Genomic DNA, 25,178 nt, shown 5'->3' on the forward strand with positions numbered 1-25,178 from the left:
AAGAAAAAGTCGATCACCATGGGTAAAGGATGTTAAAAAGTGTTCACCATGTCCCCGAACACCTGTCAACCATGTCCCCGGACTGTACACCCTCAAGGGAGAGGGGGTCCTCCGTGCAGGCATTATTTTATGGGGAACCCTCAGCCCACAGGGAGAGGGAATGATTAAGAGAACCGGGGCGAGGGGAAAAACTTACTTCTGCGCCTCAAGCGCTTCCTTCACCCAGCCATCAAACTGCTGCTGGTGGGCTTTAATCCAGCCGTCAACGTGGCCCTTCACATCCGCCTCAGACGATTTGCCCGCGTGCATCATCGCATTCTGGGCGTTGATGTCCGCCAGCGGCAGCTTCATTACCGAGAACAGTTTGGCGGCGGCCGGGTTTTTCTCCGCCCAGGCTTTGTTGGCGACGATATGCATCGTATTCACCGGGAAGCCGTAGTTCATGCCGTTCGGCAGTTTGGTGTCGATATCTTTCTGCTCGCCCGGCAGGGAGGAGAACGGTACCTGCAGCCACACCACATCTTTACCCGGCTTCAGCACGTCGCTCACCCAGTACGGGGTCCAGGTGTAATAAATCACCGGTTTACCCTCTTTAAAGCGGGCGATGGTGTCGGCCATCATCGCTGAGTAGTTGCCGTGGCTCACGTCGACGGTTTTCGCCAGACCGTACGCTTTGTTCTGGTGGTTAATCACCGCTTCACAACCCCAGCCCGGCGAGCAGCCCATCATATCGGCTTTGCCGTCGCCGTTAGTGTCGAACAGTTTGGCGATCTTCGGATCTTTCAGCTGCTCAATATTGGTGATGTGGTACTGGTCGGCGGTTTTCTTGTCGATCAGATAACCCTGCGCCGCACCGGTCACGAAGGTGCCTTCACGGTAGAACTTCTTATCACCGCCAGCCGCGGCGTACATATCGTCGTGCAGCGGCTGCCAGTTGACGGCAGTGAAGGTCGCATCACCGGAGGCAATCGAGGTGTAGCCGACGTTGTAATCCACTTCGCTCGGCGTATTGACCGTATAACCCAGCTTCTCCAGCGCGCGGCTGACGATAAGCGTCTGGAAGCTCTCTTCCGAAATGGTGCTCTGCACCGGCTGCACGGTAATGCCTTTACCCGGTAGGTCCGCGGCGAATGCGCTGGTGGAGACAAGGGTGGCAAACGCTGTGGCAAAAAGTACCTTATGTCGCATCGTTGTTCCTTATTTTCTGAATGGGTGGGTGAGTAACCCGACAGGGCCGGTGGTATACCAGCGACGGTTGCCGCGACTGCGTGAATCACGACCGACAGCCTGGGTCAGGCGGTCAAGGATAATGGCGAGGATCACAATGCCCACGCCGCCGACGGTCGCCAGCCCCATATCGAGGCGGCCAATACCGCGCAATACCATTTGACCCAGCCCGCCAACGGCAATCATCGAGGCGATCACCACCATCGAGAGCGCCAGCATCAGCGTCTGGTTAACCCCCGCCATGATGGTAGGCATTGCCAGCGGGAGTTGAACTTTAAACAGCATCTGCCGCGGGCTGGCACCGAACGAACGGGAGGCCTCAATCAGATCCGCAGGCACCTGGTTAATCCCGAGTATTGTCAGACGAATAATCGGCGGCAGGGCGAAGATAATGGTCACCACCACGCCCGGCACGTTGCCGATACCGAACAGCATCACGATGGGCACCAGATAAACGAACGCTGGCGTGGTTTGCATCGCATCCAGCAGCGGACGAACAATCTTCGCCGCCCGTGGACTGCGCGCCAGCCAGATCCCCGTAGGCAAACCAATGACAATGCAGAAGAGCAGGGCGGTCAGCACCAGTGCCAGGGTGATCATCGCCTGCGACCACGCGCCAATGGCACCAATCGCAATCAACGAGATCAGCGTGGCGATCCCCATGCCTGCGCTACCAAACTGCCAGGCGATCAGCGAGAACAGCACAATCGCCACCGGCGCGGGCATGCCCAGCATCAGCTGCTGGAAGCCGTTGAGGATGTAATCCACCGGAACGCGGATCCCCTGGAAGACGGGACGGAAATGGGTAACCACCCAGTCGATCCCCTCCGTTACCCAGCTGTCCAGGGGGATCAGCGTTTTGTGGAACGGATCCATAATATTGAAATGTTCTGGTGCCGGTGCTGGCGCATTATTGAGCCAGTCTGCCGCGCCACCGCCATCGGCCGGTGCTGGCGTGGAACCCCACGCATCGGCCGATTGCGCAGCGCTGTCTGCTGCCTCTGTGGTGCCCCACGGGTTAGATTGATCAGCCATGGTTTGCCCCCTCGCGATCTAAAGCCTGCAGCAACATCCGTTTTGAGATGATGCCGACGTACTGTTGTTCTTCACCAATAACCGGCACGGCACAGGGTGCCTGGCCGACGTGAGAGAGCAACTCGCTGAGCGGCGTTTCGGCATCCACGGCAAGCGGAGCGTCAATTAACGCCGCATCAATTCCCTGGTTTTCGCTGAGCGCGGTTTTGAGAGAATCGATGGAGACAACGCCGACAAATTTATTGCCGCGTTCAACCAGATAACCGTATTCACGGTCTTCGTCCTGCAGAAGCTTAAGGGCAGAGCGCGGACCGAAACCTGGCGTTTTACGAATAATGCCGTTCGGGGTACGACGGGCAATATCTTTGGCGCTAAACACCTGGCTAATATCCACGCCGCGGAAGAAGGTCCGCACATAATCATTTGCCGGATTATTCAGAATTTCATCCGGTGTACCGACCTGCACCACTTCGCCATTTTGCATAATGGCAATGCGGTCGCCAATACGCATGGCTTCATCAAGATCGTGAGAAATAAAGACAATGGTGCGCTGGTGTCTCGCCTGTAATTTTACCAGCTCATCCTGCATCTCGGTGCGAATTAAGGGATCAAGCGCCGAGAAGGCTTCATCCATTAATAAAATATCGGGATTAATGGCTAATGCGCGGGCTAAACCTACACGCTGACGCATGCCGCCGGAAAGCTCATCCGGATACGCATGGGCATAATTTTCCAGCCCCACCTGGCGCAATGCATCAAGCGCTTTTTCCTGACGTTCGCTGGCGGCAACGCCCGCTAATTCCATACCAAAGGCGGTATTATCCAGTACCGTCATATGCGGCATCAGGGCGAACGACTGGAAGACCATCGCAATCTTTTTTCTGCGCACCTCGCGGAGTTCGGCATCTGATATTTGGGCAATGTCTACACCATCAATCAGGACCTGCCCACGGGTGGGTTCAATCAGGCGATTGAGAAGGCGAACCATAGTGGATTTACCCGAACCGGATAACCCCATGATGACAAAAATCTCGCCTTCTTCAATGGCCAGACTGGCGTCTTTAACGCCAAGCGATAGCCCGGTTTTTTCCAGAATTTGCTCTTTCGAAAGGCCTTTTTCAATATATTTGAATGCGCGCTGCGGATGCTCGCCAAATATTTTATAAAGATTCTTCACTTCTAATTTAATTGCCATGCAATAGAGAGTGTCCTGTTATTTGTTTATGTCGATATGATTACCATGGTAAATTGTTAACGGGCATAACCCTAACATACTCAGATTCTGAGGCAACCCTGGGTTTGCTTATGGGTTGAATTTTGCAGTAAGCGAAACGGCTGAATTTCCCATGAGTAAAGGGCTGAGCGCGATCTGAATTTTTGTGAATTTTTTGCTGCGCCATCGGGAGAATTCGCCTGGATCGGAGTGATTCAGGCGAATATGTCGTGGAGATGACAGTGTAGCTGAAGGAGAAATATCCGGAAGGAAATTGGAATATTTATATTTAATTAATGAACGTTAAGGCGCTCATTAAAAATCCCAGTCCTCATCTTCTGTTTCCACCGCTTTACCCATCACATACGATGAGCCGGACCCGGAAAAGAAGTCGTGGTTTTCGTCAGCGTTGGGGGAGAGCGCCGCCAGAATTGCCGGGTTCACGTCGGCCATTTCCGGCGGGAACAACGCCTCGTAGCCGAGGTTCATCAGCGCCTTATTGGCGTTGTAACAGAGGAAGGCTTTTACCTCCTCTTCCCAGCCGGTTCCGGCGTAGAGTTCTTCGGTATAGCTCAGTTCGTTATCATAGAGATCCATCAGCAAATCAAGGGCAAATCCTTTTAGCTCCTCGCGTCTGGCATCACTGACTTTCTCCAGCCCTTTCTGGTACTTATAGCCGATGTAATACCCGTGCACCGCTTCATCCCGGATAATGAGGCGAATGAGATCGGCGGTGTTGGTGAGTTTGCCGCGGCTCGACCAGTACATCGGCAGCCAGAAGCCGGAGTAGAAGAGGAATGATTCCAGAAACACGCTGGCGATTTTCTTCTTCAGCGGCTCATCGGCCTGATAATAATCCAGCACCAGGTTGGCCTTGCGCTGCAGTGACTCGCTCTCTTCACTCCAGCTGTAGGCCGCATCCACATCTTTGGTCTGGCACAGCGTCGAGAAGATCGAACTGTAGGAACGGGCGTGCACCGCTTCCATAAAGCTGATGTTCGACATCACCGCCTCTTCGTGCGGCGTCAGCGCATCGGCCATCAGCGCGGGGGCGCCAACGGTATTCTGGATGGTGTCCAGCAGCGTCAGACCGGTAAAGACGCGAATTGTCAGCTGCTGCTCGGCATGACTCAGGGTTTGCCAGGTCGGAATATCGTTAGAAAGCGGCACTTTTTCCGGCAGCCAGAAGTTGCTGGTCAGGCGGTTCCACACCTCCAGGTCCTTATCATCCTGAATGTGGTTCCAGTTAATCGCACTCACGCGTGACAGTTTCATCCTTTCTCCTTACAGCGCGCAGGACACGCAGCCTTCGATTTCGGTGCCTTCCAGCGCAAGCTGGCGCAGGCGAATGTAATAGAGCGTTTTAATGCCTTTCTTCCAGGCATAAATCTGTGCTTTGTTGATATCCCGCGTGGTGGCCGTATCCGGGAAGAAGAGCGTCAGCGACAGCCCCTGATCCACGTGCCGGGTTGCTTCGGCGTAGGTATCGATGATTTTTTCCGGGCCAATTTCATACGCGTCCTGATACAGCGCCAGGTTCTCATTGGTCATAAACGGGGCGGGGTAGTAGACGCGCCCGGTTTTGCCCTCCTTGCGGATCTCAATCTTCGACACAATCGGGTGAATGCTCGACGTGGCGTGATTGATATAGGAGATAGAGCCGGTGGGCGGCACCGCCTGCAGGTTCTGGTTATAGATGCCGTGGCGCATCACATCGTCACGCAGCTGCTGCCACATTTCGCGCGTGGGCAGAACGATCCCGGCGCGGGCAAACAACGCGCGCACTTTCTCCGTTTTCGGCTGCCAGTCGCCCTCCAGGTACTGACTGAAATATTCCCCGCTGGCATAGCGCGACTGCTCAAAGCCCGCGAAGCGCTGGTTGCGCTCGCGCGCCAGCATCATTGAGGTGTGCAGCGCATGCCAGGTGATGGTGTAAAAATAGAGGTTGGTGAAATCCAGCCCTTCCGGGCTGCCGTAGGCGATGCCTTCCCGCGCCAGATAGCCGTGCAGGTTCATCTGCCCCAGACCGATGGCGTGCGACGCGGCGTTGCCTGCCTCAATGGACGGCACGCTGCGGATATGACTCATGTCTGATACTGCCGTCAGGCCGCGAACCGCCGTGTCGACCGTACGGCCAAAATCGGGGGAATCCATGGTGTGGGCAATATTCAGCGACCCGAGGTTGCAGGAGATATCTTTGCCGATGTCGGCGTAGTCCAGATTCTCGTCATAAGTGGACGCGCTGTTGACCTGCAAAATCTCCGAACAGAGGTTGCTCATGTTGATGCGCCCGGCAATCGGGTTCGCACGGTTTACCGTGTCTTCATACATGATATACGGGTAGCCGGACTCAAACTGAATTTCGGCAAGCAGCTGGAAGAAATCGCGGGCGTTGATGTATTTTTTGCGAATGCGATCGTCGGCAACCAGCTCGTCGTAAAGCTCGCTTATCGCCACGTCGCCAAATGCTTTGCCGTAAATTCGCTCGATGTCATACGGCGAGAACAGCGCCATGTCGGCATTCTCTTTGGCGAGCTTAAAGGTGATATCCGGGATCACCACGCCGAGCGACAGGGTTTTGATACGGATTTTTTCGTCGGCGTTTTCGCGTTTGGTATCCAGAAAACGCAGAATGTCCGGGTGGTGGGCGTGCAGGTAGACTGCCCCGGCCCCCTGACGCGCGCCAAGCTGGTTGGCGTAGGAGAAGGCATCTTCCAGCATCTTCATCACCGGGATCACGCCGGATGACTGGTTCTCAATGCGCTTAATTGGCGCACCCGCTTCACGCAGGTTAGACAGTAAAAACGCCACGCCGCCGCCGCGTTTGGACAGCTGCAGCGCCGAATTCACCGCGCGGCCAATCGACTCCATATTGTCTTCTATACGCAGCAGGAAACAGGAGACCAGCTCGCCGCGCTGGGCCTTGCCGCAGTTAAGGAAGGTCGGGGTGGCTGGCTGGAAGCGCCCGGAGAGGATCTCTTCCGTCAGCTGTTCAGCCAGGGCTTCATCGCCCTGGGCCAGGGTCAGCGCCACCATCACTACGCGATCCTCAAAGCTTTCAAGATAGCGTTTGCCGTCGAAGGTTTTCAGGGTGTAGCTGGTGTAATACTTCCAGGCACCCAGAAACGTCTGGAACCGAAAACCGCTTGCGTGGGCCCGCTCAAATAACCTGACCACAAAGGCGCGGTCGTAACGGGAGAGCACGCGTTCTTCGTAATACCCTTCGTTGACCAGGTAGTCGAGACGCTCATCCTGGCTGGCGAACGTCACGCTGTTTGGACGGACATGGGCGGCAAAAAAGGCGTCCACGGCGTCATGATCTTTACCAAACTGGATGCGCCCCTCGCGATCGTAGAGGTTAAGCATCGCGTTTAAGGCGTGGTAGTCCGGTGTCGCCTGCATTACGCGTTCTGCGGTTGTCGTTGCCAAAATTCGTTCACTCCTTTACGCACGTTCTCTACGTCCTGCTGTGTCCCCATCAGTTCAAAGCGATAGAGATACGGCACGCCGCATTTTTGAGAGATGACATCCCCGGCGCGACCAAAGGCGTCGCCGAAATTACGATTGCCCGCCGCAATCACGCCGCGAATAAGCGCGCGGTTATGGGGATCGTTGAGAAAGCGGATCACCTGACGCGGTACCGCACCTGCCGTACCGCCGCCGCCATAGCTGGGAACCACCAGAATGTAAGGGTCGTCTACCTGAATACGCTCCCGCTCGTTGAGCGGAATGCGCACCGCAGGCAGCCCGACGCGCTCAATAAAGCGGAGCGTGTTTTCCGAGCTGCTGGAGAAGTAGACCAGCCCACTCATGCCCTTGCGGCCTGCGCGGCGAGGCGGTTAATCATGTCCGGGCGAAAGCCAGACCAGCTGGTTTCCCCGGCCACCACCACTGGCAGCTGGCGAAATCCCTGGGAACGCAGAGTATCGGCAGCCTCGGGCACCAGATCGATATTCACCATCTCAAAGTCCACCCCGCGGCTTTCCATAGCGCGTTTGGTCGCGTGGCACTGAACACAATCGTTACGAGTGTAAATAATAATGCTCATGATTCGTATTTCCATTTAAAATAAGAGAACGGCGCGAAGCATCGCGTCAGGTTGTGTGTGTCTTGCTAAAGGGAATACTAGATGTAGTTGCGCTAAGTTTCAACCATACAAGATATGGGAAATTCAGATTGATGGCGCCCCAATGATGAGCACAGCGGGGCAGGGCAGGCTGCACGGGTTTTTCAGGCTTTCAGGCAAAGAAAAGCCCCGGCGCCAGAGGCAACCGGGGCTGATAACGCGCGCTTACTTACGCAGGCTAAGCAGGGCGCCAACAAAAATACCCACCGCCGCGACCGTACCCAGGGTACACAGCGGTTTTTCACGAACAAAGGTGGTGGCGCAATTTGCCATGTCGCAGGCAGCCTGGGTGGCACGAGAGCGGCCATGCATTCGGGCGCGTGTCTCACGCAGCAGAGACTGAGCCTTACGTTTTGCGGCCTCCGCATCGTCCTTCGCATCGGAGCCCCAGGATTTCAGCACCTCCTCCAGCGTGTCCGCTAATCTGCTGACATCATTACGAATATCCTGAGCGTCGTCGTTAATATCGTTTTGGTTCGGTCTGTTAAACATACGATCCTCCATAATTTTGTCTTCCGGTTTAGTTTAGTTCAGAAATTTAATATCTGAAGCGAGTCACGACTCATCAGGCCGTTTATGGAATATTCTGAAAGCCCTGCTAATGCTGAATACTGTAAGGTTGCCGGGCAGGAAAAGATAACGAGGAAAAGATATGTATTTACGACCGGATGAGGTGGCGCGCGTTCTTGAAAAAGCGGGATTCACCATGGATGAAGTGACGCCAAAAGCGTATGGCTATCGCCGTGGCGAGAATTATGTTTACGTGAATCGTGAAGCCAGAATGGGGCGTACCGCTCTTATTATTCACCCGACGCTGAAAGACAGAAGTCTGTCATTTGCTGAGCCTGCCTCGGATATTAAAACCTGCGATCACTACCAGCAATTTCCGCTCTATTTAGGCGGCGAGACGCACGAGCATTATGGTATTCCGCATGGTTTTAGCTCGCGTATGGCGCTGGAGCGGTTTCTGAAGGGACTGTTTGGCGACGCACAATAATACTGCGACTGGCATACGCCAGTCGCTTCATATCAGGCTTTTGCCTGGCTGTACTGGCTGACCCTGAACAGGCGACGACAGTAGTCGAGGAAATAGCCATACACCGCGCCCATCAACATCGAAATCACGATATTTGAGCTCACCGCTGCGGCAATCTGATGCCAGTCTGCCCCCACCGTCAACAGGATCGCCACATACACAGGCGACTGAAACGTCACATAGGCCAGCACATCTGCCAGGTTTTTCATCCAGCCAGACGGGCTGATGCGGCGGGCGAAGCGCATCACGGCATCACGGTATAAGCCGTAAGGCCAGGCGATAATAATGTTCACCGGGATCGCTACCAGACGCGAAGAAAGTGACTGCTCGAAGGTCATTCCGGAGAGGAATATTTCAATCAGCATGTTCACGACGGAACAGTAGACAACCATCGCGAAAGTATCCGCTACCGCGTGGCGCAGGCGAGATTGCGGTGAGAACATGGCTGAGCTCCTTGAGACGCACAAAAGTAATGATCTTAGTGATTTGGGTTGGTTTGGTTGACGTGTATAGCGTATCCTTCTGGCTTTAAACTAACAACTAGTGTTAAATTTTTATTTATTCGCGTTTTTTCCACAAAATCCTCTAAAGACGATGGTTTTTTGCTCGCTTCGTTATTTTCTTTCTCGTCCTGTTTTTTGATGCGCAAAATCAACAAGTTGCTTGCAGTGCGTGGGCGGCGACCGTGCGAAACGCAGCGTGCAGCGTACCCTCCTGTGATTTGCCTTAAAACCGACCGTTTATGTTGTTATGAATGTTTATTAAAAGCAGCGCGACAACGCGATATCCGGATAATATAAGCGGCGTCTTTAAAAATATTTACAATAATGACAAAAAGCGTCGATGGGTGGATATTATGTTTGAAATGAATTATTCTTCGCTTTGATTTTACGACTCACCACAAAAAAGGTTTTCAAATAATATGTCTTTGACGTTACAGAATCTTAATAATATCCGAACTCTGCGCGCCATGGCGCGTGAATTATCCCTGGACGTTCTTGAGGAAATGCTGGAAAAAGTCAGGGTCGTTGCTGAAGAGAAACGTAGTGAGCAGGCGGAATTAGAGCAACAGCGCGCTGAGCAGCAGGAAAAAATTAATGCTCTGCTGGAACGGATGAAAGCCGATGGTATTTCACCGTCCGATCTGCTGGGTGTAGAGCTGGCGCATGCGGGTAAATCGGCGAAAAAACGTAAGCCGCGTGAAGCAAAATATCGCTTTATTGACCAGAACGGTGAAGAGAAGACGTGGACCGGTCAGGGCCGCACGCCGAAGCCTATTGCCAATGCGCTGGAAAACGGCAAATCACTGGATGATTTTCTGATCTAATGCCTGAGCCGGGCGGAAGACTCCGCCCGGTTGTCTGTTTAGCAGACGCCAAAATCACCGTCTTCGGTGTACAGCGCAACATCCGCTGCTTTCAGGGTATATTTCTCGCCCTGCTCATTGCTGGCCTGAACGGCCACAATGCTATCCCCATTCACTTCTAGCACTTTCAGTTTCGGGCCGCCCTGACGCGGTTGCACATAATCACCGACAGAAAACATAGAACCTCCTCATCGTTTTAGCGATCTTCACTGTAGCCCACGTCACACGCCGGGTACAGCAGGGTTCATCGATTACTGCTTATGAGGTATGTCTGTTCCACGGCATCACCTTGAGCAGTCTTGCCATGCCGCAAAATCCGGTCAGGCCAGCAAACAGAAGCCCGGCCCCGACAAAACCGCTCAGCAGGAAGAAGCCGCTGGAGAGCGTATAGCCCAGCACCACGCCGCACAGAATCAGCAGCCCGGCAGCAATTTGCACCTGACGCATCAGCGGCAGCGGCTGGGATTTATCTTCTACGGTCGGCAGTCCGGCCTGTTTCCAGCCCTGAATACCGCCCTCGACCACCAAGGCCTGAGCAGGCGACGCCGCCTGGGCAAGACGTGCGGCGTTGTTGGATGTTCTGGCCCCGGACTGGCAGTGAAAAATCACCGTTTCACCTGCCCCGGCGTTCAGTGCGCCGGGTAAGGTGTCCAGCGGCACGGACTGTGCGACGGGAATATGCTCGCGGGCATATTCGTCAGGATCGCGAATATCAATCAGCTTTGCGCCGTCATCAATAAGCGCGTTTGCCTGCTGTGGCGTAATCAGAGGAAGAGACATGGTGTTTCCTTACGATCGTGTTTTATGTAGTAGAGCATTTAAAGAAGGATTTAAGCCAGTGTAAAGAGGGTAAAGGCAGGTAAAAGCGTGCCAGCCGAATGGCAGTTACCCGTAAACTGGCTACGCTTAGAGATGTCTCTTTTATAATTTTCAATTGGTTAGCTTGCACGGAGTCTTTATGGGTTTTTGGCGTGTTGTTTTTACGATTATTCTCCCGCCGCTGGGCGTACTGCTTGGCAAGGGACTGGGCTGGGCGTTTATCCTGAATATCCTTCTGACCATACTGGGCTACTTCCCTGGACTTATCCACGCGTTTTGGGTTCAGACGAGAAACTAGGTGCGCCACAGTAAGTCGCTGTAGATCCCGGTCAGTACGCCCTGCGGGCCGAACTGCTGTTTGATCCAGCGCGTGACCTGGCCGGTCGCCGCATGCTGCGTGGCAAGCAGCATGCGCGAATCCTGACGCGGGTTATTAATGCGTCGTGTCACCAGCAGCCCGTCCGCTACGGCCTCCCGGGCCATGTATTCCGGTAAAAAACCGATCCCTTCCCCCAGAATCTGACACTGGCATTTGGTGTTAAAATCCGGCACCAGAATCGCCTCCTGCCCGTGCAGCAGCCAGCCGACCTTCTTATTAATGGTGTGCGCGGTGTCCTCCACCATGATGTTCGGGTAGAGGCGCAGCTGGCTTTCCGCGATCGGTTCCGGGACAAACGCCAGCGGGTGTTCCGGCGCGATGGCGAATACCCAGCGAATAGCGCCAATCTCCGTATAATCAATGCCGCCGCCGTCAAGAAGCGTATCCGGCGCGCCAATCGCGATATTGGCCTGGTTATTGATGATTGAGTCCCAGACGCCGTTATAGACCTCCGTGGTGACGGTGATCTGGCAGGTGGGAAACTGCTTTTTCAGCACCTGCAGCAGCCGCGCGGTATGGCGTGGGGTATACAAAAGCTGATTGATGCAGATGCGTACCCGCGCCTCGATGCCCTGAGAGATGGTGTCTATCCCGCGCCTGATGGCATAGAAATCGTTCAGCAGATCGGTAGCCTTGCGGTAAAAGTAAAAGCCGGACTCGGTCAACTCAATGCTGCGGGTGTTACGCACAAACAGCACCACGTCCAGCCCGGTCTCCATTCGTTTGATGGTGTAACTGATGGCCGACGTGGTCACACCCAGCTCGGCGGCGGCTTTGCTGAAACTGCCAAAACGCGCCGCCGTGGTGAAGGCCAGCAGATTCTCTTCAGTAAAGATGGAATTCATATTACGGCTCCGGGTTACCATCAGTTTTGAACATATTTTAACAGCGGCGCAACAACGCATTTGACGGCGGTCACAGTTCTGATGTTTAGCTACAGGCCTTGTTATGCAAGGCTTCTTTGGTCATAAGGAAAATGCCGTGAATGGCCTGAAAAAACGCTTACCCATAAGAAAAAGGTTGCACAGACGCACGTTTTGGCTGAACCGTTGAATTTAACTCAACAATGAATTGACTGTCGATGAATGATTTTTAAGCGGATTCTTTTCTGAAAGGGCTGTTGCTATTCTCAGGTCATCAGCAACACACCATCGGGAGTCTGTATGTCTGCGAACGAACTTGTGACGGAATTTTTACTGGCGGCAGAGCAGGGTAATGTCGACGCGCTAAAAGCCTGCCTTGAGAAAGGTGTCGATATTAACGCCACCAACCGTCAGAAAAGAACCGCCATTGTTATTGCCAGCCTGAAAAAACATTACCCCTGTGTCGCGTTATTAATTGACGCCGGTGCGGATATAGATAAACAGGACCAGACCTGTTTTAACCCCTTCCTGATCAGCTGCCTGACCAATGATTTAACCCTGCTGCGGCTTGTTCTGCCCGCCAACCCGGATCTGGACCGCCTGACGCGCTTCGGCGGAGTGGGGATTACGCCCGCCAGTGAGAAAGGACATGTGGAGATCGTCCGCGAGCTGCTGGAAAAGACCGATATCAACGTTAATCACACCAATTTTGTCGGCTGGACGCCGCTGCTGGAAGCCATTGTTCTGAATGACGGCGGCCCGAAACAGCAGGCGATCGTGAAGCTGCTGCTGGACCACGGTGCGAATCCGCACATGACCGATAAATACGGTAAAACCCCGCTCGAACTGGCGCGGGAAAAAGGCTACCACGCGATAGCTGACCTGCTGCTGGCGGCGGGCGCGTAATTTATTCGGCCAGCCTGTTTCCGGCTGGCCCCCATTTCAAACGTATTTTTCCGACGTGCATTTTGCACGACGGCGGCCCCCTTTTATCCGCATTCAGGAGAAAATAATGCCCACAAAAATCGTGATTAAAAAGAACACGTATTTTGACTCCGTCTCATTAATGTCCGTTTCCACCAAAGCCAATAAATTGCCGGGCGTTGAACAGGCGTTTGTGGCGATGGCGACGGAAATGAACAAAGGCGTATTAAAACATCTCGGGCTGTTAACGCCGGAATTAGAGGATGCGAAAAACGGCGATCTGATGATCGTCATTAAAGGCGACGCGGCCAATGATGAAACCCTGGCGGCGATTGAAGCGTTATTTACCCGAAAAGAGAGCGCGGGCACCCATGAAGCACGCTACGCGACTCTGGCCAGTGCGAAAGCCCACCGTCCCGACAGCAACCTGGCGGTGATTTCAGTAAACGGCATGTTTGCGGCACGCGAAGCGCGCAAGGCGCTTGAAAACGATCTCAACGTGATGCTCTTTTCCGATAACGTATCCCTCGACGATGAACTGTCGCTTAAGCAACTGGCGCATCAGAAAGGGCTGCTGATGATGGGGCCAGACTGCGGCACTGCCATCATCAACGGCGCAGGACTGTGCTTCGCCAACGCCGTACGCCGCGGGTCGATAGGCATTGTCGGGGCGTCCGGCACCGGTAGCCAGGAGCTGAGCGTGCGCATTCATGAATTTGGCGGCGGGGTATCGCAGCTGATTGGCACCGGCGGGCGCGATCTCAGTGAAAAAATCGGTGGTCTGATGATGCTCGACGCCATCGACATGCTGGAGGCCGACGATGCCACCCAGGTCATCGCGCTGATCTCCAAACCGCCAGCGCCAGCGGTGGCAGAAAAGGTGTTGGCGCGTGCCCGGGCCTGTCGCAAACCGGTCATCGCCTGCTTCCTTGGACGCAACGAACCGCCCGCCGATGAAGACGGTCTGCAGTTCGCCCGCGGCACCAAAGAGGCGGCCCTGAAGGCCGTGCTGCTCACCGGTATCAACAAAGCGTCCCTTAACCTGCATCCGCTCAACTGGCCCCTGATTGAAGAGGTGCGCGCCCGTCTCACTCCGCAGCAGAAATACATTCGCGGTCTGTTCTGTGGCGGCACCCTGTGTGATGAAGCGATGTTCGCCGCGCTTGAGAAGTACGACGACGTCTACAGCAACATTCAGCCCGATCCGGCGAAACGCCTGCGCGACATTAACGTCAGCCAGGCTCACACCTTCCTCGATTTTGGGGATGACGATTTCACCAACGGCAAACCACACCCGATGATCGACCCGACCAACCGCATCAGCCGCCTGCTACAGGAGGCGCGCGATCCGGAAGTGGGCGTGATTGTGATGGACTTCGTGCTGGGCTTTGGCGCGCATGAGGATCCGGTCGGCGTGATGCTCGATGCCATTAAAGAGGCGCAGGCGATTGCGAAAGCCGATAACCGTCCGCTGGAGATCCTCGGCTACGTGTTGGGCACCGACCAGGATCCCCAGTCGCTGGCGCAGCAGTGTCAGCTTTTGACCGATGCCGGCGTGATCTGGGCCAGCAGCAGTACTAACACCGGATTACTGGCACGCGAATTTGTCTGCAAAGGGGAGAACGCCTGATGACCACCTTATTCAACCAACCGCTGAACGTCATTAACGTCGGTATTGCGCTGTTCAGTGACGATCTTAAAAAACAGCACGTCCCCGTCACCCAGCTCGACTGGGCACCGCCGGGGCAGGGCAATATGCAGATCGTCGAAGCGCTCGACCAGTTGGCCGCGGAGCCGCTGGCAGAGAAGATCGCTGCCGCCAACAAGATTGCGCTGGAGCGCATCATTCAGTCCCACCCGGTGCTGGTGGGGTACGACCAGGCGATTAACGTTGTGCCGGGGATGACCCGTACCACCATTCTGCATGCCGGTCCTCCGGTGAGCTGGGAAAATATGTGTGGCGCGATGAAAGGCGCTGTCACCGGCGCGCTGGTGTTTGAAGGGCTGGCGAACGATCTGGAGGAGGCGGCAAGGCTGGCGGCTTCAGGCGACATCACCTTCTCGCCGTGCCACGAGCACGACTGCGTGGGCTCGATGGCGGGCGTCACCTCCGCGTCGATGTTTATGCATATCGTTGAGAACAAAACCTACGGCAACCGCGCCTACACCAACCTCAGCGAGCAGATGGCGAAGATCCTGCGCATGGGCGCCAACGACCAGAGCGTCATTGACCGTCTGAACTGGATGCGCGATGTGCTTGGCCCGATGCTGCGCGACGCCATGAAGATTATCGGCGAAATCGATCTGCGCCTGATGCTGGCTCAGGCGCTGCACATGGGTGACGAATGCCACAACCGCAACAACGCGGGCACCACGCTGCTGATCCAGGCGCTGACGCCGGGGCTGATCCAGGCGGGCTATCCGGTGGCGCAGCAGCGCGAGGTATTTGAGTTTGTCGCCAGCAGCGACTACTTCTCCGGCCCGACGTGGATGGCGATGTGTAAGGCCGCGCTGGACGCCGCCCACGGCATTGAGCACAGCACCGTGGTCACCACCATGGCGCGTAACGGCTACGAGTTTGGTCTGCGCGTCTCTGGCCTGCCAGGGCAGTGGTTCACCGGCCCGGCGCAGCAGGTGATTGGCCCGATGTTCGCGGGTTACAAGCCGGAAGACTCCGGGCTGGATATCGGCGACAGCGCCATCACGGAAACCTACGGTATCGGCGGCTTTGCGATGGCGACGGCCCCGGCGATTGTCGCTCTGGTGGGCGGTACGGTGGAAGAAGCCATCGATTTCTCCCGCCAGATGCGCGAAATCACCCTCGGTGAAAACCCGAACGTCACCATTCCGCTGCTGTCGTTTATGGGCATTCCAACCGCCATCGACATCACCCGAGTCGCAGGCAGCGGCATTCTGCCGGTTATCAATACCGCCATTGCCCACAAAGACGCCGGTATTGGCATGATTGGCGCGGGCATTGTGCACCCGCCGTTTAGCTGTTTTGAAAAGGCGCTGTTGACCTTCCGCGATCGCTACTTTTTATAAGGCAAGCATCCATGAAAAACATGAAACTGGAGTGGAAAAGAGGTGACTGGGCGGCATATTTCGGGTTGATGACCAACAACCTGACCAATTTGCTGACCATGATGGGGTTGCTCATTTTTGTCGTCGGCATCCCGAAGGAGATTGTTTATGGACGCATCGCGCCGGCCTTCGGGCTGGCGGTGCTGGTGGCGAGCGTCTGCTACGCGTGGTTTGGCCTGCAGATGGCGCGCGCCACCGGACGAACGGACGTCACCGCGCTGCCGTCTGGCCCGAGCGCGCCGTCGATTTTTACCGTTACTTTTCTGGTCCTGATGCCGGTCTACCAGCAAACCGGTGACGCGGATTTTGCCATTCAGATCGGTCTGGTGTGGTGCTTTGTCGAGGCGATGATTCTGGCGGGCGGCTCTTTCCTGGGGGAGACCATCCGCAAGATGATCCCGCGTACCGTGCTGCTCTCGTGTCTGTCGGGCCTGGGCCTGCTGTTGCTGGCGATGAACCCGATGCTGCAGGCGTTTGAAGCGCCCACCGTGTCGTTCATTGTGCTGCTGCTGATCTTCATTAACTGGTTCGGCAAAAAACCAATCTTCGCCAGGATCCCGACCGGTCTGCTGTTGTTGATTGCTGGCACGGTGTTAGCGTGGATCTCCGGCCTGCAAAGCCCGGAGGCAATCAAAGCCTCGATGTCCTCTTTCGGCTTTAACCCGCCCGAAGTCCATGTAGAAGGTTTCCTGCAGGGCTTGCCGCACGCGCTGCCGTATCTGGCGTCTGCCGTGCCGCTGGGGCTGGCGAACTACATCTTCGACCTGGAAAACATTGAAAGCGCCCACGCGGCGGGAGACGAATACCCGACCCGCAAGGTAATGCTGGCAAACGGCCTGGCCTCCATGCTCGGCTGCCTGATGGGCAATCCGTTCCCGGTGACGGTCTATGTGGGTCATGCGGGCTGGAAAGCGATGGGCGCCAGCATCGGCTACACGCTGGCCTCCGGCGTGACCATGTTTATCGTGCCGCTGTTCGGGCTGGGGGCGTTTATGCTCGCCATCATTCCGATGACCGCCATCGTGCCGATCCTGGTGTTTATCGGCGTTGTCACCGCCAACCAGGTGGTGAGGGAAACGCCCAAAGTGCAGGTGCCCGTGATTTTCATCTGCCTGTTCCCGTGGATCGCCAACTGGGCGTTGACCATGATGAACAGCGTGATGGGCGCGGCGGGCACCAGCGCGGCGAAAATCGGCACCGACGTGCTGCACAGTAAAGGGATCTACTACGAGGGGCTGGTGCATCTGGGCAGCGGCGCACCGCTCGCCAGCATGCTGTGGGGCTGCATCGCCATCTTCGCCATTATCAACAAACCGCTGCGCGGCGCCGTTGCTGCCGCCGGTGGCGCGCTGCTGGCGCTGTTTGGCGTGATCCACGCCCCGGTGGTGGGCTTTGCCGAAGGCAGTTCGCTGATGTTTGTGACGGCGTATCTGATGATGGGCGGCATGTTTGTGGTGAAGCATGTGCTGGATATCTCTGTTAATCCCCCTCTCCCTGTGGGAGAGGGCCGGGGTGAGGGCACCAGAACGCACCTTCTAAAGGAAACAAAATGAAAGAGCTTATGGTCGTCGCCATTGGCGGCAACAGCATTATCAAAGATAACGCCAGCCAGTCGGTTGAACATCAGGCACAGGCGGTAAAGGCGGTGGCAGAGTCGGTGCTGGAGATGCTGGCCTCGGACTATGACATCGTGCTTACCCACGGCAACGGCCCCCAGGTGGGGCTGGATCTCCGCCGCGCTGAAATTGCCCACGAGCGAGAGGGACTGCCGCTCACGCCGCTGGCCAACTGCGTGGCGGATACGCAGGGCGGTATCGGCTACCTGATCCAGCAGGCGCTGAACAACCGCCTGTCTGCGCGCGGTGAGCAAAAAGCGGTCACCGTTGTCACTCAGGTGGAGGTGGATAAAAACGATCCGGGCTTTAGCCACCCGACCAAGCCTATCGGCGCGTTCTTCAGCGAAGCGCAGCGCGATGAACTGCAGCAGGCGCATCCGGACTGGCACTTTGTTGAGGATTCTGGCCGGGGCTATCGTCGCGTGGTGGCGTCGCCGCAGCCGTTACGCATTGTTGAAGCCGATGCCATCAAGACCCTGACGCAAAAAGGCTTTGTGGTGATTGGCGCGGGCGGCGGCGGTATTCCGGTGGTGCGCACTGAGCAGGGCGATTACCAGAGCGTTGACGCGGTAATTGATAAAGATCTCTCCACCGCGCTGCTGGCGCGCGAGATCCGCGCCGACGTACTGGTGATCACCACCGGGGTCGAAAAAGTGTGCATCCACTTTGGCAAGCCGAACCAGCAGGCGCTGGACACGGTGAGCGTGGCGCAGATGACCCGTTACAAAGACGAGGGCCATTTTCCGGCGGGCAGCATGCTGCCCAAAATCGTCGCCTCGCTGGAATTTTTACACCATGGCGGCAAGCGCGTGATCATCACCTCGCCAGACTGCCTGCCCGCCGCGCTGCGCGGGGAAACCGGTACCCATATTGTTAATGAAGGAAGATAAGATGAGTGAAAATAAAAGCCGCCGTGAATTCATCAGCCAGAGCGGCAAAATGGTCACCGCCTGCGCGCTGTTTGGCGCGACCGGCTCCGTCGCGTATGCTGCCGATTCCGCAAAACCAACCTGCGAGACGGGCAAACCGATGAACATCACCGCTAAACACTACTACCTGGACAACGTGCTGCTGGAGGCCGGATTTAACGTCGACGGCGGCGTGGCGACGAGCACCCGCACCGAGCTGAAAACGCTGGAGATCAAAGACGGGAAAATTGTCGCCCTGCGGGATAACAAAAGTCATGCGGACGCCACCCTGCCGCACTATGACGCAGGCGGCAAGCTGATGCTCCCGGCGATGCGCGATATGCACATTCACCTGGATAAAACCTTCTACGGCGGCCCGTGGCGTTCGCTCAACCGCCCGGCGGGTACCACCATTCAGGATATGATCCGCCTTGAGCAGAAGTTGCTCCCCGAACTCCAGCCTTATACCCAGGAGCGCGCCGAAAAGCTGATCGATCTGATCCAGTCGAAAGGCTCCACCCTCGCCCGCAGCCACTGCAATATTGAGCCGGTCTCGGGCCTGAAGAATCTCGAGAACCTGCAGGCGGTGCTGGCGCGCCGCAAGCCCGGATTTGACTGCGAGATCGTGGCGTTTCCACAGCACGGCCTGCTGCTGTCGAATTCCGAAAAGCTGATGCGCGAGGCGATGCAGGCCGGGGCGCACTACGTGGGCGGGATGGACCCAACCAACGTTGACGGGGCGATGGAGAAATCTCTCGACACCATGTTCCAGATTGCGCTGGATTATGACAAAGGGGTGGATATTCACCTGCACGAAACCAGCCCGGCGGGCGTGGCGGCGGTGAACTACATGGTCGAAACCGTGGAGAAAACCCCGCAACTGAAGGGCAAACTGACCATCAGCCACGCCTTTGCGCTGGCCACGCTCAACGAGCAGCAGGTGGACGAGATTGCCACCCGCATGGCGGCGCAGCAGGTGACTATCGCCTCCACCGTGCCGATTGGCACCCTGCATATGCCGCTGAAGCAGCTGCGCGATAAAGGCGTGTTTGTCATGACCGGCACCGACAGCGTGATCGACCACTGGTCGCCGTACGGCCTGGGGGACATGCTGGAAAAAGCGAATCTCTACGCCCAGCTCTATATCCGCCCTAATGAGCAGACGCTGTCCCGCGCTTTAGGTATTGCGACCGGTGACGTGCTGCCGCTGAACGACAAAGGTGAACGCGTCTGGCCGAAAGCGCAGGACGACGCCAGCTTTGTGCTGGTGGACGCCTCCTGTTCCGCCGAGGCGGTGGCGCGCATATCTCCGCGCACCGCGACCTTCCATAAGGGGAACCTTGTCTGGGGCACAGTGGGTTGATGTGCATTTCTCCCTCTCCCGGTGGGAGAGGGTTGGGGTGAGGGCAACAGGCCGCAGATTTTGTAGGTCGGGTAAGGCGAAGCCGCCACCCGACGTTACAGATGATAACCCGACAGCCGCAGCTCCCGGTCAATCCACTCAACGAACTGCTGGATCTTCCACGCGCGTTCATGCATATGCGGCATTACCAGATGATGCGCGTTAATGGCGATCCCCATCTCATCCGGCAGTACCTGCACCAGTGAGCCATCTTTCAGGTGGTCTGTCGCCATCATTTTGCTCTCAAGGATAAATCCCAGCCCCATGCGCGCCGCTTCAAAGCTCATATAGGAGCGGTCAAAGCTGAGGCTGAAGTTGAGCCAGGGCCTGTCGATATTGTGCCAGGCAAACCATTTTTCCCAGTTCACCAGAGTGCTGGTGGACGAGATGAGAGATTGTTGCAGCAGATCGGTGGGTGTGCTGATGGGGTGTTTTTGCGCATACTCCGGCGAGGCCAGCACCACCAGCGTGTCGTTTTTTATGGTCATCACCCGGTAAGCATCCCAGTCCGGGATACCGTGGCGGATATCAATATCAATATTATCTCTGGCGAACTGCAGATTCTCATAGGAGCAGGTGAGATTGATGGTGATATCGGGATATTCGGCACGAAACTTACCCAGGCGGCGCAACAGCCATGACAACCCGAAGGTGGGCGAGGAGTGCACCCGAAGCACGGCGTTATCTTTCTCTTTGACGATCTGATCGGTGGCGCGTCCGATGGCGCTCATCGCCGCCGAGACCTCCCGCAGATATTTTTCTCCCGTTGGGGTGAGCTGAACCCCTTTGCCGCTGCGGATGAATAATTTCTTGCCCATCCACGACTCCAGCGACGCGATCTGATGGCTGACCGCAGAGGGGGTGACGTTGAGCTGTTCGGCCGCCTGATGGATGCTCAATGCGTTAGCGACGGCGATGAATGCCTGCAAATTTCTGAGCGAGGGCAGTGATAACGTCTGGCGATCCTGCGCGGACATAGCCTACTCCTGTCATGTTTATTGATAAAAAACATAACATTGAGACGACATGCGGGCAATTTTATCCCGATGTTATTTTTTTGAGCTGTATCGCGAATCAAATTTATCTCAGCAATAAATGAGGTTTATTGAATGGTGTTTCATTCATGAGCCGATATATTGACCTTGAACGTAAAAATAAAACGACTCACGTTGTTCGAATAATGAGGTAAGTTATGTCTCGTATAGAACATGCTGTCCCCTACATAAACACTAAAAAAACCAATTACCGTTTCGTTGTGCTGGCATTAATTTTTATTGTGTATGCCATTAACTATGCTGACCGAACAAATATTGGTGCAGTACTGCCCTTTATCATTGATGAGTTTCATATTAATAATTTCGAAGCCGGTGCCATCGCCAGTATGTTCTTTTTGGGATACGCATTGAGCCAAATTCCAGCGGGCTTTTTTATCGCCAAAAAGGGTATTCGCGGCATGGTGGCGCTGTCGATATTCGGCTTCTCGGCGTTTACCTGGCTGATGGGCACGGCGACCTCAGTTCTGGGTCTGAAGTTTATTCGTCTGGGGCTGGGGTTAACGGAGGGGCCGTGTCCTGTCGGGCTGGCCTCCACCATCAATAACTGGTTTCCACCAAAGGAGAAGGCCACCGCCACCGGCGTCTACATTGCGGCCACCATGTTCGCGCCGATCCTCGTGCCGCCGCTGGCGGTGTGGATCGCCATGACCTGGGGCTGGCGTTGGGTCTTCTTCTCCTTCGCGATCCCCGGTCTGGTCATTGCCGTTCTGTGGTATCTGCTGGTGCGCACCAGACCATCAGAGAGCGCATTCGTCTCTAAAGCCGAACTGGAGACCATTACTGTGGGTCAGGAGACGCCGGACGCCAGACGGGAAAACATCGTGATTTCACCGGGCTTTGCGCGCCTTGACCGCCTGATTCGCGTGCGGGACTTAGCCCCGGTGAGCACGGTAAAAGGCCTGTTTACCTCGAAGAATATCCTCGGCGATTGTCTGGCCTATTTCATGATGGTCAGCGTGCTGTATGGCCTGTTGACGTGGATCCCGCTCTATCTGGTGAAAGAGAAAGGCTTTACGTTTATGAGCATGGGGCTGGTCGCCAGTATGCCGTGCATCGGCGGATTTATCGGGGCGATTTTTGGCGGTTACGTATCCGACAAACTGCTCGGCCGTCGGCGTAAACCGACCATGATGTTTACCGCCATCAGCACCGTGTTAATGATGGTCATCATGCTGAATATTCCGCAAAGCACCGTTGCGGTTTGCGTGGGGCTGTTTTTTGTCGGCCTCTGTCTGAATATCGGCTGGCCTGCTTTTACGGCTTACGGTATGGCCGTTGCGGACAGTAAAACCTATCCGATAGCTGCGTCAATTATCAATAGCGGCGGAAATCTCGGCGGATTTGTTTCCCCGATGCTGGCGGGTTTTCTGCTGGATAAAACAGGAAGTTTTAACTCTGTATTTATTTATTTCGGTGTTTGTGCAGCGATTGGCCTGTTTGTGATTATGTTGCTGGATGAACCGAAATAAAAAATAAATTCCTTTTACCATAGTGGAGTAAATATATGCTACTGAAAGATAAAGTCGCCGTTATTACCGGCGCGGCTTCTGTACGCGGTTTGGGTTTTGCCACGGCTAAATTATATGCCGGGCAGGGTGCGAAGGTGGTGATTATCGATTTAGATGCTGAGGCCAGTCGGGCAGCGGCGGCGAATCTGGGTGAAGAGCATCTGGGCCTTGCGGCGAACGTCAGCAATGAATTACAGGTTAACGCCGCCATTGAGCAGGTGCTGGGAAAATACGGGCGCATCGATATTCTGGTGAATAACGCCGGTATTACTCAGCCGATTAAGCTGATGGATATTAAACGCGAGAATTACGACGCGGTGTTGGACGTCAGCCTGCGCGGCACGCTGCTGATGTCCCAGGCGGTGATCCCCACCATGCGCGCGCAGAAGTCGGGCAGCATTGTCTGCATTTCATCGGTATCAGCACAGCGCGGTGGCGGTATTTTTGGCGGCCCCCACTACAGCGCGGCTAAAGCAGGTGTGCTGGGCCTGGCGAAAGCGATGGCCCGCGAGCTGGGTCCGGATAACGTACGCGTAAACTGCATTACACCCGGCCTTATCCAGACGGACATCACCGCAGGCAAGCTGAGCGATGAGATGAAAACCGCCATCCTGGCGGGCATTCCGCTTAACCGCCTCGGCGACGCGCAGGATATTGCCCGCGCCGCGCTGTTCCTTGGCAGCGACCTTTCGTCTTACTCCACCGGTATCACGCTCGACGTGAACGGCGGCATGCTGATCCATTAAGGAGACTCGACGATGACGGATACCACAGTTCAACAGGTTGCCGCGGCGGCATGGCGTATTCGCCGCTATGCGCTGCGCATGGGCGAAGTGCAGGGGCAGGGCTACATCGGGCAGGCGCTGGGCTATGCCGACGTACTGGCCACCGCGTTTACCCACGGTATGAACCTCAAGCCGGACGAGCCGGAGTGGGAAGGCCGTGACCGTTTTCTGCTTTCCCACGGTCATTACGCCATTGCCTGTTATGCCGCTCTGATTGAAGCCGGGATCATTCCTGAAGAGGAGCTGGAGACCTACGGCTCGGACGACAGCCGCCTGCCAATGTCCGGTATGGCAACTTACACGCCGGGGATGGAGATCTCCGGTGGTTCGCTGGGACAGGGGTTAAGTATTGGGGTCGGCATGGCGCTGGGGCTGAAGCACAAGCAGAGCGCGGCATGGGTCGTTAACTCCATGTCGGACGGTGAGCTTGACGAAGGATCAACCTGGGAAGCGGCTATGTCTGCAGCGCACCATGGCCTGTCGAACCTGATCGTGCTGGTGGACATTAACCGCCAGCAGGCAGACGGCAATTCGCACAAGATCCTTGGCTTTGAGCCGCTGGAGGATAAATGGACCTCGTTCGGCTGGTATGTGCAGCGCGTAAATGGCAACGATGTCCCTGCGCTGGTGGCGGCGTTTGATAACGCCAGACGCTATCCGGAAAACCAGCCACGCGTCATTTTGTGCGACACGCTGATGGGCAAAGGTGTGCCTTTCCTCGAACAACGTGACAAGAACCATTTTATTCGCGTGGATGCTGACGAGTGGCAAAAGGCACTCGCCGTGCTGGATGCCAACAAACCTGAAGGAGTGCTGTAATGAGCCAGATAACGGAGAAAAAACCGCGTTTAACCACGTCGGCCATGATTGCCTCTATTGCGGAAGACGGCCAGGAGACGCGCTCTGCACCGTTCGGCCATGCGCTGGTGAAGCTGGCGGAACAGCGCCCGGAAGTTGTCGGTATGACGGCGGATTTGTCGAAATATACCGATCTGCATATCTTTGCGCAGGCGTATCCGGAACGTTTCTTCCAGATGGGGATGGCGGAGCAACTCTTAATGGGCGCGGCCGGGGGAATGGCAAAAGAGGGGTTTATTCCCTTCGCCACGACATATGCGGTCTTTGCCACCCGTCGTGCCTACGATTTTATTCATCAGGTTATCGCCGAAGAGCATCTCAACGTGAAGATATGCGCTGCACTGCCGGGGTTAACCACGGGCTACGGTCCGAGCCACCAGGCGACGGAAGATATTGCGATTATGCGCGGTATTCCGGGGATGACCATCATCGATCCCTGCGACGCGATAGACACCGAACAGGCTGTACCGGCGATCGCGGCGCACAATGGGCCGGTGTATATGCGACTGCTGCGCGGCAAGGTGCCGGTGGTGCTGGACCAGTACAATTACCAGTTTACGCTGGGCAAAGCCGCGCTGCTGGAAGAGGGGAGCGACGTCCTGATCATCGCCTCAGGGTTAATGACCATGCGCGCGCTGGAGGCAGCAAAGCAGCTGCGTAAGGATAACGTCAGCGTGGCGGTACTGCACTCGCCCACCATTAAACCGCTGGATGAGGAGACCATTCTGGCGCAGGCCGCGAAACCTGGGCGGCTGGTGGTGGTCGCCGAAAACCACAGCACTGTAGGGGGGCTTTGTGAGGCAGTGGCGTCGTTGCTGATGCGCCATCGCGTGCATGTCGACTTTGATACCGTTGCGCTACCGGATGCTTTCCTGGATGCAGGTGCGCTCCCGACGCTTCACGATCGCTACGGGATCTCAACGGCAGCCATGGTGGAGAAGATCCGGCGCAGGCTTTGATTCGCCAGACGGTTT

The 25,178-nt window shown here is 55.9% G+C and carries 26 protein-coding genes; 13 read left to right on the plus strand and 13 right to left on the minus strand.

What is annotated here, in order from left to right; genetic code table 11:
• Positions 1 to 192: 192 nt before the first annotated feature.
• From proX to ACOTX3_RS20565, 8 genes are all read right to left on the minus strand, one after another.
• Complete coding sequence (proX, locus tag ACOTX3_RS20530; protein WP_013098425.1) at positions 193 to 1,188, minus strand: glycine betaine/L-proline ABC transporter substrate-binding protein ProX; 996 nt, start codon at positions 1,186 to 1,188, stop codon at positions 193 to 195.
• A 9-nt stretch (positions 1,189 to 1,197) separates the two neighbouring features.
• Positions 1,198 to 2,262: a glycine betaine/L-proline ABC transporter permease ProW gene (proW, locus tag ACOTX3_RS20535; RefSeq protein ID WP_058678781.1), complete on the minus strand. Its 1,065-nt coding sequence runs from the start codon at positions 2,260 to 2,262 to the stop codon at positions 1,198 to 1,200.
• The gene (gene proV / locus ACOTX3_RS20540) at positions 2,255 to 3,457 is read right to left on the minus strand and encodes a glycine betaine/L-proline ABC transporter ATP-binding protein ProV (protein ID WP_013098423.1); all 1,203 of its coding nucleotides are present in this window, start codon (positions 3,455 to 3,457) and stop codon (positions 2,255 to 2,257) included. Before proV ends, proW begins: the two co-directional genes overlap by 8 nt.
• Positions 3,458 to 3,790: 333 nt before the next feature.
• Positions 3,791 to 4,750, minus strand: coding sequence for a class 1b ribonucleoside-diphosphate reductase subunit beta (gene nrdF, locus ACOTX3_RS20545; protein ID WP_127869034.1), 960 nt, complete (start codon positions 4,748 to 4,750; stop codon positions 3,791 to 3,793).
• Between the two features lie 9 nt (positions 4,751 to 4,759).
• The gene (gene nrdE, locus ACOTX3_RS20550) at positions 4,760 to 6,904 is read right to left on the minus strand and encodes a class 1b ribonucleoside-diphosphate reductase subunit alpha (RefSeq protein WP_058678780.1); all 2,145 of its coding nucleotides are present in this window, start codon (positions 6,902 to 6,904) and stop codon (positions 4,760 to 4,762) included.
• Complete coding sequence (gene nrdI, locus ACOTX3_RS20555; RefSeq protein ID WP_029883717.1) at positions 6,877 to 7,287, minus strand: class Ib ribonucleoside-diphosphate reductase assembly flavoprotein NrdI; 411 nt, start codon at positions 7,285 to 7,287, stop codon at positions 6,877 to 6,879. The genes nrdE and nrdI overlap by 28 nt, the downstream gene beginning before the upstream one ends.
• Positions 7,284 to 7,523, minus strand: coding sequence for a glutaredoxin-like protein NrdH (nrdH, locus tag ACOTX3_RS20560; RefSeq protein ID WP_045901508.1), 240 nt, complete (start codon positions 7,521 to 7,523; stop codon positions 7,284 to 7,286). The genes nrdI and nrdH overlap by 4 nt, the downstream gene beginning before the upstream one ends.
• Before the next feature lie 243 nt (positions 7,524 to 7,766).
• Positions 7,767 to 8,093 (minus strand): DUF883 domain-containing protein, encoded by a 327-nt coding sequence (locus ACOTX3_RS20565; protein ID WP_045901506.1) that lies wholly within the window; start codon positions 8,091 to 8,093, stop codon positions 7,767 to 7,769.
• Between the two features lie 160 nt (positions 8,094 to 8,253).
• On the opposite strand from ACOTX3_RS20565, the gene ACOTX3_RS20570 reads away from it, so the two are divergent.
• A complete protein-coding gene (locus ACOTX3_RS20570; protein WP_013098417.1) occupies positions 8,254 to 8,598 on the plus strand; it encodes a DUF2002 family protein in 345 nt (114 codons plus the stop codon).
• A gap of 32 nt (positions 8,599 to 8,630) precedes the next feature.
• Here ACOTX3_RS20570 and alaE read toward each other — a convergent pair whose 3' ends face one another.
• Positions 8,631 to 9,080 carry an L-alanine exporter AlaE gene (gene alaE, locus ACOTX3_RS20575; protein WP_013098416.1) on the minus strand — a complete coding sequence of 150 codons (450 nt, stop codon included), beginning with the start codon at positions 9,078 to 9,080 and terminating at the stop codon, positions 8,631 to 8,633.
• 479 nt (positions 9,081 to 9,559) lie between these two features.
• On the opposite strand from alaE, the gene stpA reads away from it, so the two are divergent.
• On the plus strand, positions 9,560 to 9,964 hold the full coding sequence (gene stpA / locus ACOTX3_RS20580; RefSeq protein ID WP_013098413.1) for a DNA-binding protein StpA: 405 nt from the start codon (positions 9,560 to 9,562) through the stop codon (positions 9,962 to 9,964).
• Positions 9,965 to 10,002: 38 nt separating this feature from the next.
• Here stpA and ACOTX3_RS20585 read toward each other — a convergent pair whose 3' ends face one another.
• Positions 10,003 to 10,182, minus strand: coding sequence for a hypothetical protein (locus tag ACOTX3_RS20585; protein ID WP_023621597.1), 180 nt, complete (start codon positions 10,180 to 10,182; stop codon positions 10,003 to 10,005).
• A gap of 79 nt (positions 10,183 to 10,261) precedes the next feature.
• Complete coding sequence (locus ACOTX3_RS20590) at positions 10,262 to 10,783, minus strand: rhodanese family protein (protein WP_058678779.1); 522 nt, start codon at positions 10,781 to 10,783, stop codon at positions 10,262 to 10,264.
• A 178-nt stretch (positions 10,784 to 10,961) separates the two neighbouring features.
• Between ACOTX3_RS20590 and ACOTX3_RS20595 the strand changes: the two genes are divergently transcribed.
• Positions 10,962 to 11,120, plus strand: a complete 159-nt coding sequence (locus tag ACOTX3_RS20595; protein ID WP_013098410.1) for a YqaE/Pmp3 family membrane protein — start codon at positions 10,962 to 10,964, stop codon at positions 11,118 to 11,120.
• Here ACOTX3_RS20595 and ACOTX3_RS20600 read toward each other — a convergent pair.
• Positions 11,117 to 12,046 carry a LysR substrate-binding domain-containing protein gene (locus ACOTX3_RS20600; protein WP_020684930.1) on the minus strand — a complete coding sequence of 310 codons (930 nt, stop codon included), beginning with the start codon at positions 12,044 to 12,046 and terminating at the stop codon, positions 11,117 to 11,119. The two genes, ACOTX3_RS20595 and ACOTX3_RS20600, sit on opposite strands and share 4 nt — an antisense overlap.
• Before the next feature lie 318 nt (positions 12,047 to 12,364).
• Between ACOTX3_RS20600 and ACOTX3_RS20605 the strand changes: the two genes are divergently transcribed.
• From ACOTX3_RS20605 to ACOTX3_RS20630, 6 genes are all read left to right on the plus strand, one after another.
• Complete coding sequence (locus ACOTX3_RS20605; RefSeq protein ID WP_014832999.1) at positions 12,365 to 12,970, plus strand: ankyrin repeat domain-containing protein; 606 nt, start codon at positions 12,365 to 12,367, stop codon at positions 12,968 to 12,970.
• 106 nt (positions 12,971 to 13,076) lie between these two features.
• On the plus strand, positions 13,077 to 14,618 hold the full coding sequence (fdrA, locus tag ACOTX3_RS20610) for an acyl-CoA synthetase FdrA (protein ID WP_127869033.1): 1,542 nt from the start codon (positions 13,077 to 13,079) through the stop codon (positions 14,616 to 14,618).
• A complete protein-coding gene (locus ACOTX3_RS20615; RefSeq protein ID WP_029883713.1) occupies positions 14,618 to 16,033 on the plus strand; it encodes a DUF1116 domain-containing protein in 1,416 nt (471 codons plus the stop codon). Before fdrA ends, ACOTX3_RS20615 begins: the two co-directional genes overlap by 1 nt.
• Positions 16,034 to 16,044: 11 nt before the next feature.
• On the plus strand, positions 16,045 to 17,625 hold the full coding sequence (locus ACOTX3_RS20620) for a xanthine permease (protein ID WP_127869032.1): 1,581 nt from the start codon (positions 16,045 to 16,047) through the stop codon (positions 17,623 to 17,625).
• Entirely contained in the window at positions 17,622 to 18,578 is a 957-nt protein-coding gene (locus tag ACOTX3_RS20625) for a carbamate kinase family protein (RefSeq protein WP_020684934.1), read from the plus strand. Before ACOTX3_RS20620 ends, ACOTX3_RS20625 begins: the two co-directional genes overlap by 4 nt.
• 1 nt (position 18,579) lies before the next feature.
• On the plus strand, positions 18,580 to 19,959 hold the full coding sequence (locus tag ACOTX3_RS20630) for an amidohydrolase family protein (protein WP_127869031.1): 1,380 nt from the start codon (positions 18,580 to 18,582) through the stop codon (positions 19,957 to 19,959).
• Between the two features lie 95 nt (positions 19,960 to 20,054).
• Here ACOTX3_RS20630 and ACOTX3_RS20635 read toward each other — a convergent pair whose 3' ends face one another.
• Complete coding sequence (locus tag ACOTX3_RS20635; protein ID WP_013098402.1) at positions 20,055 to 20,975, minus strand: LysR substrate-binding domain-containing protein; 921 nt, start codon at positions 20,973 to 20,975, stop codon at positions 20,055 to 20,057.
• A gap of 215 nt (positions 20,976 to 21,190) precedes the next feature.
• On the opposite strand from ACOTX3_RS20635, the gene ACOTX3_RS20640 reads away from it, so the two are divergent.
• From ACOTX3_RS20640 to ACOTX3_RS20655, 4 genes are read left to right on the plus strand one after another with little or no spacing between them, the layout of a single operon-like run.
• Complete coding sequence (locus ACOTX3_RS20640) at positions 21,191 to 22,522, plus strand: MFS transporter (RefSeq protein WP_013098401.1); 1,332 nt, start codon at positions 21,191 to 21,193, stop codon at positions 22,520 to 22,522.
• Positions 22,523 to 22,557: 35 nt separating this feature from the next.
• Positions 22,558 to 23,307 (plus strand): SDR family NAD(P)-dependent oxidoreductase, encoded by a 750-nt coding sequence (locus tag ACOTX3_RS20645; RefSeq protein ID WP_023620857.1) that lies wholly within the window; start codon positions 22,558 to 22,560, stop codon positions 23,305 to 23,307.
• 12 nt (positions 23,308 to 23,319) lie between these two features.
• The gene (locus ACOTX3_RS20650) at positions 23,320 to 24,165 is read left to right on the plus strand and encodes a transketolase (RefSeq protein ID WP_013098399.1); all 846 of its coding nucleotides are present in this window, start codon (positions 23,320 to 23,322) and stop codon (positions 24,163 to 24,165) included.
• Complete coding sequence (locus ACOTX3_RS20655) at positions 24,165 to 25,163, plus strand: transketolase family protein (protein ID WP_072200340.1); 999 nt, start codon at positions 24,165 to 24,167, stop codon at positions 25,161 to 25,163. Before ACOTX3_RS20650 ends, ACOTX3_RS20655 begins: the two co-directional genes overlap by 1 nt.
• The last annotated feature ends 15 nt before the right edge of the window (positions 25,164 to 25,178 follow it).

Origin of the sequence: Enterobacter cloacae complex sp. IR5384 (assembly GCF_049237265.1) — a bacterium.
GTDB lineage: Bacteria > Pseudomonadota > Gammaproteobacteria > Enterobacterales > Enterobacteriaceae > Enterobacter > Enterobacter cloacae.

What these genes read in the sequence shown, in the direction of transcription:
- proX (WP_013098425.1), bottom strand. Translation starts at nt 1,188, where the DNA reads ATGCGACATAAGGTACTTTTTGCCACAGCGTTTGCCACCCTTGTCTCC.
- proW (WP_058678781.1), bottom strand. Translation starts at nt 2,262, where the DNA reads ATGGCTGATCAATCTAACCCGTGGGGCACCACAGAGGCAGCAGACAGC.
- proV (WP_013098423.1), bottom strand. Translation starts at nt 3,457, where the DNA reads ATGGCAATTAAATTAGAAGTGAAGAATCTTTATAAAATATTTGGCGAG.
- nrdF (WP_127869034.1), bottom strand. Translation starts at nt 4,750, where the DNA reads ATGAAACTGTCACGCGTGAGTGCGATTAACTGGAACCACATTCAGGAT.
- nrdI (WP_029883717.1), bottom strand. Translation starts at nt 7,287, where the DNA reads ATGAGTGGGCTGGTCTACTTCTCCAGCAGCTCGGAAAACACGCTCCGC.
- nrdH (WP_045901508.1), bottom strand. Translation starts at nt 7,523, where the DNA reads ATGAGCATTATTATTTACACTCGTAACGATTGTGTTCAGTGCCACGCG.
- ACOTX3_RS20565 (WP_045901506.1), bottom strand. Translation starts at nt 8,093, where the DNA reads ATGTTTAACAGACCGAACCAAAACGATATTAACGACGACGCTCAGGAT.
- ACOTX3_RS20570 (WP_013098417.1), top strand. Translation starts at nt 8,254, where the DNA reads ATGTATTTACGACCGGATGAGGTGGCGCGCGTTCTTGAAAAAGCGGGA.
- alaE (WP_013098416.1), bottom strand. Translation starts at nt 9,080, where the DNA reads ATGTTCTCACCGCAATCTCGCCTGCGCCACGCGGTAGCGGATACTTTC.
- stpA (WP_013098413.1), top strand. Translation starts at nt 9,560, where the DNA reads ATGTCTTTGACGTTACAGAATCTTAATAATATCCGAACTCTGCGCGCC.
- ACOTX3_RS20585 (WP_023621597.1), bottom strand. Translation starts at nt 10,182, where the DNA reads ATGTTTTCTGTCGGTGATTATGTGCAACCGCGTCAGGGCGGCCCGAAA.
- ACOTX3_RS20590 (WP_058678779.1), bottom strand. Translation starts at nt 10,783, where the DNA reads ATGTCTCTTCCTCTGATTACGCCACAGCAGGCAAACGCGCTTATTGAT.
- ACOTX3_RS20595 (WP_013098410.1), top strand. Translation starts at nt 10,962, where the DNA reads ATGGGTTTTTGGCGTGTTGTTTTTACGATTATTCTCCCGCCGCTGGGC.
- ACOTX3_RS20600 (WP_020684930.1), bottom strand. Translation starts at nt 12,046, where the DNA reads ATGAATTCCATCTTTACTGAAGAGAATCTGCTGGCCTTCACCACGGCG.
- ACOTX3_RS20605 (WP_014832999.1), top strand. Translation starts at nt 12,365, where the DNA reads ATGTCTGCGAACGAACTTGTGACGGAATTTTTACTGGCGGCAGAGCAG.
- fdrA (WP_127869033.1), top strand. Translation starts at nt 13,077, where the DNA reads ATGCCCACAAAAATCGTGATTAAAAAGAACACGTATTTTGACTCCGTC.
- ACOTX3_RS20615 (WP_029883713.1), top strand. Translation starts at nt 14,618, where the DNA reads ATGACCACCTTATTCAACCAACCGCTGAACGTCATTAACGTCGGTATT.
- ACOTX3_RS20620 (WP_127869032.1), top strand. Translation starts at nt 16,045, where the DNA reads ATGAAAAACATGAAACTGGAGTGGAAAAGAGGTGACTGGGCGGCATAT.
- ACOTX3_RS20625 (WP_020684934.1), top strand. Translation starts at nt 17,622, where the DNA reads ATGAAAGAGCTTATGGTCGTCGCCATTGGCGGCAACAGCATTATCAAA.
- ACOTX3_RS20630 (WP_127869031.1), top strand. Translation starts at nt 18,580, where the DNA reads ATGAGTGAAAATAAAAGCCGCCGTGAATTCATCAGCCAGAGCGGCAAA.
- ACOTX3_RS20635 (WP_013098402.1), bottom strand. Translation starts at nt 20,975, where the DNA reads ATGTCCGCGCAGGATCGCCAGACGTTATCACTGCCCTCGCTCAGAAAT.
- ACOTX3_RS20640 (WP_013098401.1), top strand. Translation starts at nt 21,191, where the DNA reads ATGTCTCGTATAGAACATGCTGTCCCCTACATAAACACTAAAAAAACC.
- ACOTX3_RS20645 (WP_023620857.1), top strand. Translation starts at nt 22,558, where the DNA reads ATGCTACTGAAAGATAAAGTCGCCGTTATTACCGGCGCGGCTTCTGTA.
- ACOTX3_RS20650 (WP_013098399.1), top strand. Translation starts at nt 23,320, where the DNA reads ATGACGGATACCACAGTTCAACAGGTTGCCGCGGCGGCATGGCGTATT.
- ACOTX3_RS20655 (WP_072200340.1), top strand. Translation starts at nt 24,165, where the DNA reads ATGAGCCAGATAACGGAGAAAAAACCGCGTTTAACCACGTCGGCCATG.